Source organism: Bacillota bacterium (genome assembly GCA_036504675.1).
Classification (GTDB): domain Bacteria; phylum Bacillota; class Sulfobacillia; order JAJYWN01; family JAJZPE01; genus DASXUT01.
The window spans coordinates 1-8,200 of record DASXUT010000137.1; the positions used below are offsets into that span (position 1 = coordinate 1).

General features: G+C 66.2%; 7 protein-coding genes. 3 read left to right on the forward strand and 4 right to left on the reverse strand.

The features are described 5' to 3' along the window. The coding region (locus VGL40_09390) for a CoA-binding protein (protein HEY3315469.1) at positions 1 to 1,660 on the reverse strand (1,660 nt) is incomplete at its 3' end. Between the two features lie 380 nt (positions 1,661 to 2,040). On the opposite strand from VGL40_09390, the gene VGL40_09395 reads away from it, so the two are divergent. After that, positions 2,041 to 2,487, forward strand: a complete 447-nt coding sequence (locus VGL40_09395) for a YqhR family membrane protein (GenBank protein HEY3315470.1) — start codon at positions 2,041 to 2,043, stop codon at positions 2,485 to 2,487. Here VGL40_09395 and VGL40_09400 read toward each other — a convergent pair. The 3 genes from VGL40_09400 to VGL40_09410 all read right to left on the reverse strand — a co-directional run bounded on the left by VGL40_09400 (position 2,437) and on the right by VGL40_09410 (position 6,441). Beyond that, positions 2,437 to 2,937, reverse strand: a complete 501-nt coding sequence (locus VGL40_09400) for a response regulator transcription factor (protein ID HEY3315471.1) — start codon at positions 2,935 to 2,937, stop codon at positions 2,437 to 2,439. The two genes, VGL40_09395 and VGL40_09400, sit on opposite strands and share 51 nt — an antisense overlap. A 198-nt stretch (positions 2,938 to 3,135) precedes the next feature. Then, on the reverse strand, positions 3,136 to 4,803 hold the full coding sequence (locus tag VGL40_09405) for a hypothetical protein (GenBank protein ID HEY3315472.1): 1,668 nt from the start codon (positions 4,801 to 4,803) through the stop codon (positions 3,136 to 3,138). 486 nt (positions 4,804 to 5,289) lie between these two features. After that, entirely contained in the window at positions 5,290 to 6,441 is a 1,152-nt protein-coding gene (locus VGL40_09410; protein ID HEY3315473.1) for a polysaccharide deacetylase family protein, read from the reverse strand. A 239-nt stretch (positions 6,442 to 6,680) separates the two neighbouring features. On the opposite strand from VGL40_09410, the gene tdh reads away from it, so the two are divergent. Then, complete coding sequence (gene tdh / locus VGL40_09415) at positions 6,681 to 7,721, forward strand: L-threonine 3-dehydrogenase (GenBank protein ID HEY3315474.1); 1,041 nt, start codon at positions 6,681 to 6,683, stop codon at positions 7,719 to 7,721. A gap of 60 nt (positions 7,722 to 7,781) precedes the next feature. Continuing rightward, a partial coding sequence (locus VGL40_09420; protein HEY3315475.1) for an aminotransferase class I/II-fold pyridoxal phosphate-dependent enzyme occupies positions 7,782 to 8,200 on the forward strand: 419 nt, incomplete at its 3' end.

Sequence of the window (8,200 nt, forward strand, 5' to 3'; positions counted from 1 at the left end):
CGACCTTGAGGACGACCGGGTAGCCGAAGGACTCAGCGGCCTGGACGGCCTCCTCCGGGTCGCGGGCCAGGACGGCCGGGGCCGACGGGATGCCGTAGGCGCGGACCACCCGGGCGGCCTCGCTGCCGAGAAGGACCCGCCGATGGTCGTCGCGGACCTTCTCGAAGATCCCCGAGACGAGGGTATGGTCGACGTTCTCGAGACGTTCCGGACGCCCCACGGCGGCCAGCTGTCTCATCTTGGCGTAACGGACCATCCCCTTGATGGCCTGGATGGCCGGCTCGGGGAAGGCGAAGGTCGGGATGCCGTTCCGGCGGAGGACCTCGATGCCCTCGGCGACCCGCTCTCCCCCCATGAAGCTGGCAAAGATGGGCAGATCCGGGCGGCGCCGGTGGAGGTCGACGACGGCCTCGGCGGTCTCCTTGGGCTGGGCCTGGTAGGGCGGCGTCAGGAGGACCAGGATGCTCTCGGTCGCCGGGTCGTTGGCGATGATGTCGAGGGCGAAGCGGTACCGGGCTCCATCGGCCGTGCCAATGAGGTCGACCGGGTCGTAAAGCGCGCACTCGGCCGGCAAGCCGGCCCGAAGGGCGTCGATGGTCTCCTTCTGGAACCTGGCCATGCTCAGGCCATTGGCTTCAATGGCGTCCGAAGCGATGATCCCCGGACCGCCGGAGTTGGTGACGACGGCCACCTTTTCGCCCTTGGGGATGGGCTGGTTGGTGAACGCGGTGGCCAGGCCGAAGAGTTCGTCCATGGTCCTGGCCCGGATGACCCCGGCCTGCTTGAAGGCGGTATCGTAGGCGAGGTCGGAGCCGGCCAGGGCGCCGGTGTGCGAAGAGGCCGCCTGGGCACCGGCCTGGCTGGTGCCGGACTTGAAGATGATGACCGGCTTCTTCCGGCTGGCCTCGCGGGCCACCCGGATGAACCGCTTGCCGTCGTTGACTCCCTCAATATAGGCCAGGATGACCTTGGTACTAGAGTCGTCGGCGGCGTCCTCGATGAAGTCCGTCTCCGTCAGGTCGGCCTTGTTGCCGAGGCTGATGAACTTGGAGAAGCCCAGACCGGCCTGGAAGCTCCAGTCGAGGATGGCCGTCTGGAGGGCGCCGCTCTGGGAGACGAAGGCGATCTCGCCCTTGAGGGCGAAGCCGGACGCGAAAGAGACGTTGATCGGGGTGTGGGTGTCCATCATCCCCAGGCAGTTGGGCCCGAGGGTGTGCATCCCGTAGCGGTGGCAGATGTCCAGGAGCTTGCGCTCGCGTTCGAGTCCTTCCTTGCCGACCTCCTTGAAGCCGGCCGTGATCGTCACCAGGTGCTTGACGCCCTTACGACCGCATTCCTCGGCCACGTCAAGGACGGCCTGCGCCGGGATGACCAGGGCGGCCAGTTCGATCGAGCCCGGGACGTCGCTGACCGACTTATGACAAGGAAGCCCAAGGATCTCGGTCTCCTTGGGGTTGATTGGATAGATCTTGCCTTTGTAACCGCTCTCGACGAGGTTCTTGACAACGATGTGGCCGGTCTTGCCCTCGGTCTTGGAGGCTCCGACAATGGCGACCGACTGGGGGTTGAAGAAAGTCGACAGCGACGGCTGCGGCACGGGATCCACTTCCTTCGCGGCGGCGCGACGACGATTGTCGTTCTGGCGGTAGGCCATGGCCATGTACCTCAACTCCTTGAACGAAGGTTGGAGTGACGAAAGGTTGGAGGGTAGTTCAAAGGGTGAAAGAACGGCCAATTGTTTTCAGCGCTCGATAAATCCTCAGAGCATAGTCTAACACAATTTCCAGGGCCTATAAACCCCCAGGACCAAATTGGCGCTTTTCGTTTTTCCACTCAATTCCGAATCCGGTCTTACCGAGGCCGGGCCGTAGGCTCAGGTAGATGCAGGTTGGCTGGCCTCCCTCTCCCCCCGCCCGACTATCCCGGCCACGGCCGGAACATAATAAGAACCCGCGACTTCCCGGACCTGTTGTCCGGGGCGCCGTGGGCGACGGTCAAAGAGGGGCAATAGCCAGCGACCGAGAAGGGAGCAAGAACCGATTGGGCGACATCTACCGGGCCACTCTTGCCGGCAGCGTCTGGGCCACCCTGGCCAAGGCGGTCATCCTGCTCGGCGGCTACCTGGTCAACCTGTCCCGGTTCAACCTTTATAACCTGCTGGGGAGCATCTTCGTGCGTTCGGTGCGGGCTCCGTGGAGCCTGGTCAATGCGGTGGGCTTGGGCATCGACCTGATCCTCGGGATCGCCGCCGGACTGATCTACGCCAGCCTGGCCAAGGACCGCTCGAACGTCTTCTGGGGGGCGATCTACGGGATCGCCCTGTGGATCATCAGCGGCCTGTCCATCTTCGCCTTCAGTCTGGGGCCGACCCTCTGGTCGATGGGTTCCCGGACGACCATGGCCACTCTCACCGGCTATCTGGTCTACGGGGCCGTCTTAGGGGCGACCCTGGCCACCGCCGTCAAGAGCGACAAGGCCCGGGCATAGGGAGACCGCCGGCCGGTCGCCGGCGCCGGCCGGCGCGTCGGCCGGGCGATAACCGGGCGGGACGGGTTGGGGAGGAACGGGCAAGGTCCCTCCGGCCACCTCCTTGATCACCCTGGCCAGGGCCCACAGGTCGAAAGGCTTGCTCAGGTGGCGGCAGGCGCCGGCGGCAAGGGCCCGTTTGGAGACGTTGGGATCGACTTGGCCGGTGAGAGTGATGACCCTGATCCGTCGGTTGGCCTCGGTCACCAATCTGGCGGCGACGAGTCCGTTCATGACCGGCATCGCCACGTCCATCACGATGACATCTGGTTGCAGCGTACCGGCGAGGCGGACGGCCTCTTGCCCGTCGGCCGCTTCACCGACCACGATGAACTCGCCAAAGCGGGTGAGGAAGAGCCTGATCACTTCTCGGGTCGGCGCATAGTCGTCGGCAAGCAAAACCCTGACCATCCGGTCCACCCTTTTTACCCGTTTTACCCCACGGGGGTATAGTAGCTAAGTCAGCGGCTCCGTCATTTCCCGACCTGTTTTCGTCTTCCTCCGCGCCGTTCCTTCTGACATCAGGAGCCTTTTCATCGACACCTGTCGACGGCATGGGACACGCTATCGCGCCTAGCTGGCTGAAAGCCGGTGGGCGCGTCGAACGTTTCACGGCGATGGAGCGAGAATCGCCGAGAAATGGTTGGTGTCGGTTTCGACCGCCAGATACCCGACCGAACCGCCGTTGTCGAAGGTCAGCCGACCGGTCCCGCTGGACCGGGCCACGGCATACTCCGGCGAGACCGGCAGGGCGACAGCCACCCCCCTCAAGGAGGCCGGCCCCGCCATCTCCACAATGACGGTCGGGCCCGCTTTCCAGACGGCCAGTTCGATTCGTTCGGCCTGGTTCAGGAAACGGGCATAGGCGCTCATCGGGGCCACCGTCAATCGCCCCGCCGCCAACTGCGTCCGGACTTCGCTGATGAGCGCCCGCCAGATGATCGGGCGGTCGGCGAGGCTCGCCGGGTGCAGGTAGAACAAACGGATCTCGCGTCGTTGAGCGGCCCTGGCGACCAACGCGCGGACCTCCTCGGCCACCTCCTCGGGTGACCGTCCGGCGGCCAGCATGCTCTCGGGGCACAGCCCGTATTGATCGCCGCTATAGCCGAAGTGCCAGAGTCGGCTGAGCCCCTTCCCCTCTACCCAGGCATGGGCCGGCGGCGCGTCCTCGCCCCCCGGGTAGGCCGCCGCCAGGACGCCCCGCCGGGCCAGGTGGTCGTCGGTATCACGGTCATGGACCCCTCCCGGGGCGCTGTATTCGAGGACCGGGCGCCCGACCACCGCGGCCAGGGAATCGAGGCTCTGATCGAGATACCGTCGTCTGACTGGCGCCAGCCAACCGGCCGAGGAGCCGGCCCAGCCATCGTGCATCCAGCCCCCGTGGGCCCCGACCTCGCCATGGCGGGCCAGCTCTTGGACGAAGGGGCGCCCCTTGGCCGGGCTGTCGGCATAGACTCCCAGGCCGTCCCCGGGCCGCAAGTCGTCCGGACCAGGGGTGACATGAACGGACAGCCTCAGGTCCGGCGGGAAGACCTCCCGCCGGAACAGCCGGTCAAGAGCCCCCAAATAGGCGCTGGAGCAGACGTGCAGGTTGATCACCAGACCACCGACGCCGCCCGGGGACATCACGATGCGTGGCGTCCCCGCCAACTCATCGAGGAAATACTTGAGGAGGACGCGGAAGAGGGCGTCGTCACCGACCCGCTTCTCCTCGGCCGGGTGCCCGTTGATGAAGACGGTCAACCCGCCGCCGGGGAAACGGTGAAGCCAGACGTCAGGAGCGACCAAGACCGCCCCCTTGGGGGCGACGGCCCGCCGCGGGCTGGGCATCGGGATCAGCCCGACCGGCCTGAAGTAGGGGCCGTCGAGGATCCCCGGGTCGATCAGAGCCGTGACCGGTGAGCCGGGCGGAAAGGTCCACAAGGTGGGCGGGGCCACGCCCCCGGGCGCCTCGGAGTCCAGCGGGGTCAGGCCCAGGAGCCCCCAGAGTCCGGCGGCGTCGCCCCCTCCCCCGTCGCCGGCGGTCCAGGCACAGACCAGCTTTCCGCCATGGTCACGGACGTAGGAGGCCAGGACTTCGACCGTGCCCGGTGGGAGGGCGACGTTCTCGGGCAGGATGACGGCCGAGTAACCCGCCCTCAGGTGGGTCGGCCCCAGCCCCTCGATCTCGATCGGGGTCAAGGTGCCCGTGGGATACCCCTCGTCGCCCAGGAATCGCCAATAGATGGCGCGGGGGGTGGGTTCTTCCGGGTTCGTCGCCGTGGTCCCCGGTCCCACCAAGCCGACCCTTAGTCGGAGCCCGGGACGGCCGGCAGGGTCCCGGGGGGATGGACTTGTCGGCCCCAGGGGACGGCCGGTCCACCCGGCAAGCTCCCCGCGGGCGGCCACGCCGGCACCCAGGTCACCGGCGTGACCCTCCGAACCTTTCCTCCGCCAGTCAATCCCCTCGCCGGTCAGCCCAGTCCCTGAGAAGAGGATAAAGGCCAGCAGGACGGCGCCGAAGGCGCGGTGGGCGGGGGCCGATCGCCGCCCGGGCCTCGCTCCGGCGCGTTCTCCCGTAAGACGTCTCCAGGGTCTCTGCGTCAAGTCGACCTCCCCGGCGGTCCATCGACCGCCCGACAGTATCCTTCCCCGGCCGACGGGTCGCCCCGGCCCGCAGGACATGGAAAAAGCCGGGGTCCCCCTGGGGAACCCCGGCTCAGCTTCATTCTCGGTGGGTCGACTGTCGAACCTATCGTCCGTCGGCGGCGTCGGAGGTCCGGGTCATGGCCCGGTCACCTCATAGAGGCTGATCTTAGGCGACGGCGATCCGGCCGCCAATCCGGGTCCGAGCTTGGATTCCAGTTCCTTGGGGACGCTGACGACCTCCGGCAACCCATCGGAGATATACCGCCGGATTGGGTCGCTGAGGTTGGAGAACCACTTGTCCAGTTCCGACTGGATGGCTTGGACTCGCGGCAGCCGGTATGGGTCAAAGCCCTTGGCGAAGGGTGATGACGCCGGCTCGGCTCCGACCAGCAGGACGGCCTTCATTTGGTAGTCGGTCCCCTCGTAGCTCCCGGACTTGAGCAGTTCCGGGTTCCGCGGGGCGATCCCGAACGGCAGGGCCAGGCTCTGGGTCTGATACCCGGGGACGACCTCGGCCACCATCTTATTGGGCCTGGCCAGCTCACGCAGGACTTCCTCGGCGCTCAGTTGGGAAAGCTTGTCGTGCCGCATGGTGTGGTTGCCGATCTCGAAGCCGTTGTTGATGAGGAAGCTTATCTTCTGCCGGGCGTAGTCCTTCTGCCCGAACGGATACGGCCACAGGACATAGAACGTTCCGGCCAGGCCGAAGTCGGGGTGCTTCTCATGGAAGGCGACGAGCATGCCGACGGCGGAATCCGGGTCGATCACCGGCTGCCCGTCCTTGATTAGGTAGCGGAACTGGCCCGGGTCGGAATCATCGAAGGTCAGGACAACCGGCGACATCCCCGCCGGCAGATCGATCTTCCCGGCCAGGTAGTCCTGGAGGTTGACCAGCCGGTAACCTTTCTCATAAAGGGTCTCGAGGTCCTTCCGGAAATTGGCCGAGCTTCGCCGCCAGCGCGCCTCCTCCCCGCCGACCTCGTGGTACTCGAGGATGAGGACGTTGCCGAGCTCGTTGGGATGGTATTGCTTCTGAATTTCGGCCAGCGTCGGAGCAGGCGGCTGAGTGACCCCGCCCGGGTCGGTGCCCGGGCCGGTGCCCGGGCCGCCTTGGCCGGGGTCGCCGGCCGGACCGCGCCCGGCGCAGCCAGCTCCCAGAACCGGAAGACTGAGAACCAAGGCCCCCAGGACCAAGACGGCCAATCCCCTGACCACGCGGCCGGTCAGAAGCCCTCCCCGATCCTCCCGACCTTTCACCTTTCGCGACTCAAAGCGGTCTTTGCCCATCACCTTCAGCGTATCCTCCGTTCGGCAGGGTCGGCCGGTCGCTGAGGGGCGACCGGGTGAACGGACCGGTCGACCCTCTCCGTCCTCTTTCGACGATACGTGCCGCTTCTCGGTTCGCCGGAAAAGCCGTTTTACCTTTGTTTCGTCGACACTTTCGGCTGGTGACTTTGTCCCATCATTGTGCTAAAATGGCAGCGGTGGTCGACCGTTCTCGGCCGGCCCGAGGAGGTCTCCAGGACATGGAGGGCACGATGAAGGCCCTTACCAAAGGCGCGGCCGGTCCAGGTTTGGAGCTCCGGACCGTCGCCATCCCCGAAATCGGTCCCCACGACGTCCTGGTCAAGGTCGAAGTGGCCTCGATCTGCGGGACGGACCTTCATATCTACAATTGGGACCCATGGTCCCAAGGCCGGATAAAACCCCCCCGGATCATCGGTCACGAATTCGCGGGCCGGATCGTCGAGCTCGGCCGGGAAGTCGAAGGCCTCAGCCCGGGGGCTTTCGTGTCCGCCGAGAGCCATACCACCTGCGGTACGTGCTATCAATGCCGGACGGGGCAGGGCCATGTCTGCCGTGACTACCGCATCCTCGGGGTCGACCGCGACGGCTGCTTCGCCGATTATGTCGCGGTGCCGGCCGCCAGCGTCTGGGTCAACGACCCTGACGTTCCGGCCGAGATCTGCTCGATCCAGGATCCCCTTGGCAACGCCATCCACACGGCCCTGTCCGGGGAGATCGTCGCCAACACCGTGGCCGTCTTCGGCTGCGGGGCCATCGGGCTCTGCGCCATCGCCGTCGCCAAGGCGGCCGGGGCCGCGACGATATACGCCGTCGACGTCAACGACTATCGCCTCGACCTGGCGCGGAAGCTCGGGGCCGCGGTGACCCTGAAGGCCGACCGCGACGATGTTGTCCGGGCCCTCCTCGATGGGTCCAACGGTCTGGGCGTAGACGTCGTCCTCGAGATGTCGGGGGCGCCGTCGGCGATCCGACAAGCCTTCGGCGGGCTGCGCAACGGGGGCCGGGTGGCCCTCCTCGGGGTGCCTTCCAGGCCGGTCGAGATGGATCTGGCCGAACAGATCATCTTCAAAGGAGCCATCGTCCACGGCATCACCGGTCGCCGGCTCTGGGACACCTGGTACAAGATGCGGTCCTTGCTGGCCTCGCGGCGCCTGGACGTGGCCCTGGTGATCACCCACCGCTTTAAGCTCGAGGAGTTCGAGAAGGGCTTTGCCTTGATGCGTTCCGGCAACTGCGGCAAAGTCGTCCTCTATCCCTGACGGCGCGGCCGGGATCCGTCGCGCCGCCCTGGAAGCAGCCTTGTGAAGGGAGAGTTGGTCATGGCTCAGGGACCCCTCGGTTTCCTTGAAGACGAGCTGAATCAGCTCAGGCAGCAGGGCATCTACCGTCCTCTGAGGGAGCTTCAGAGCGCCCAGGGGCCACGGGCGGTCATCGACGGGAAGGCGGTCATCAACCTCTCGTCCAACAACTACCTCGGCCTGGCCACCCATCCGAAGCTCGAGAAGGCGATGATCGAGTATACCGAGAAGCTCGGGGTCGGGTCGGGGGCCGTCCGGACCATCATCGGGACGATGAGCATCCACCTCGAACTCGAACGCCGCCTGGCTGAGTTCAAGCACACCGAGGCGGTGCTGGTCTTTCAGTCCGGGTTCACCTGCAACTCGGGGGTCATTCCGGCCATCGTCGGCAAGGGCGACGTCTGCATCAGCGACGAGCTCAACCACGCCAGCATCATCGA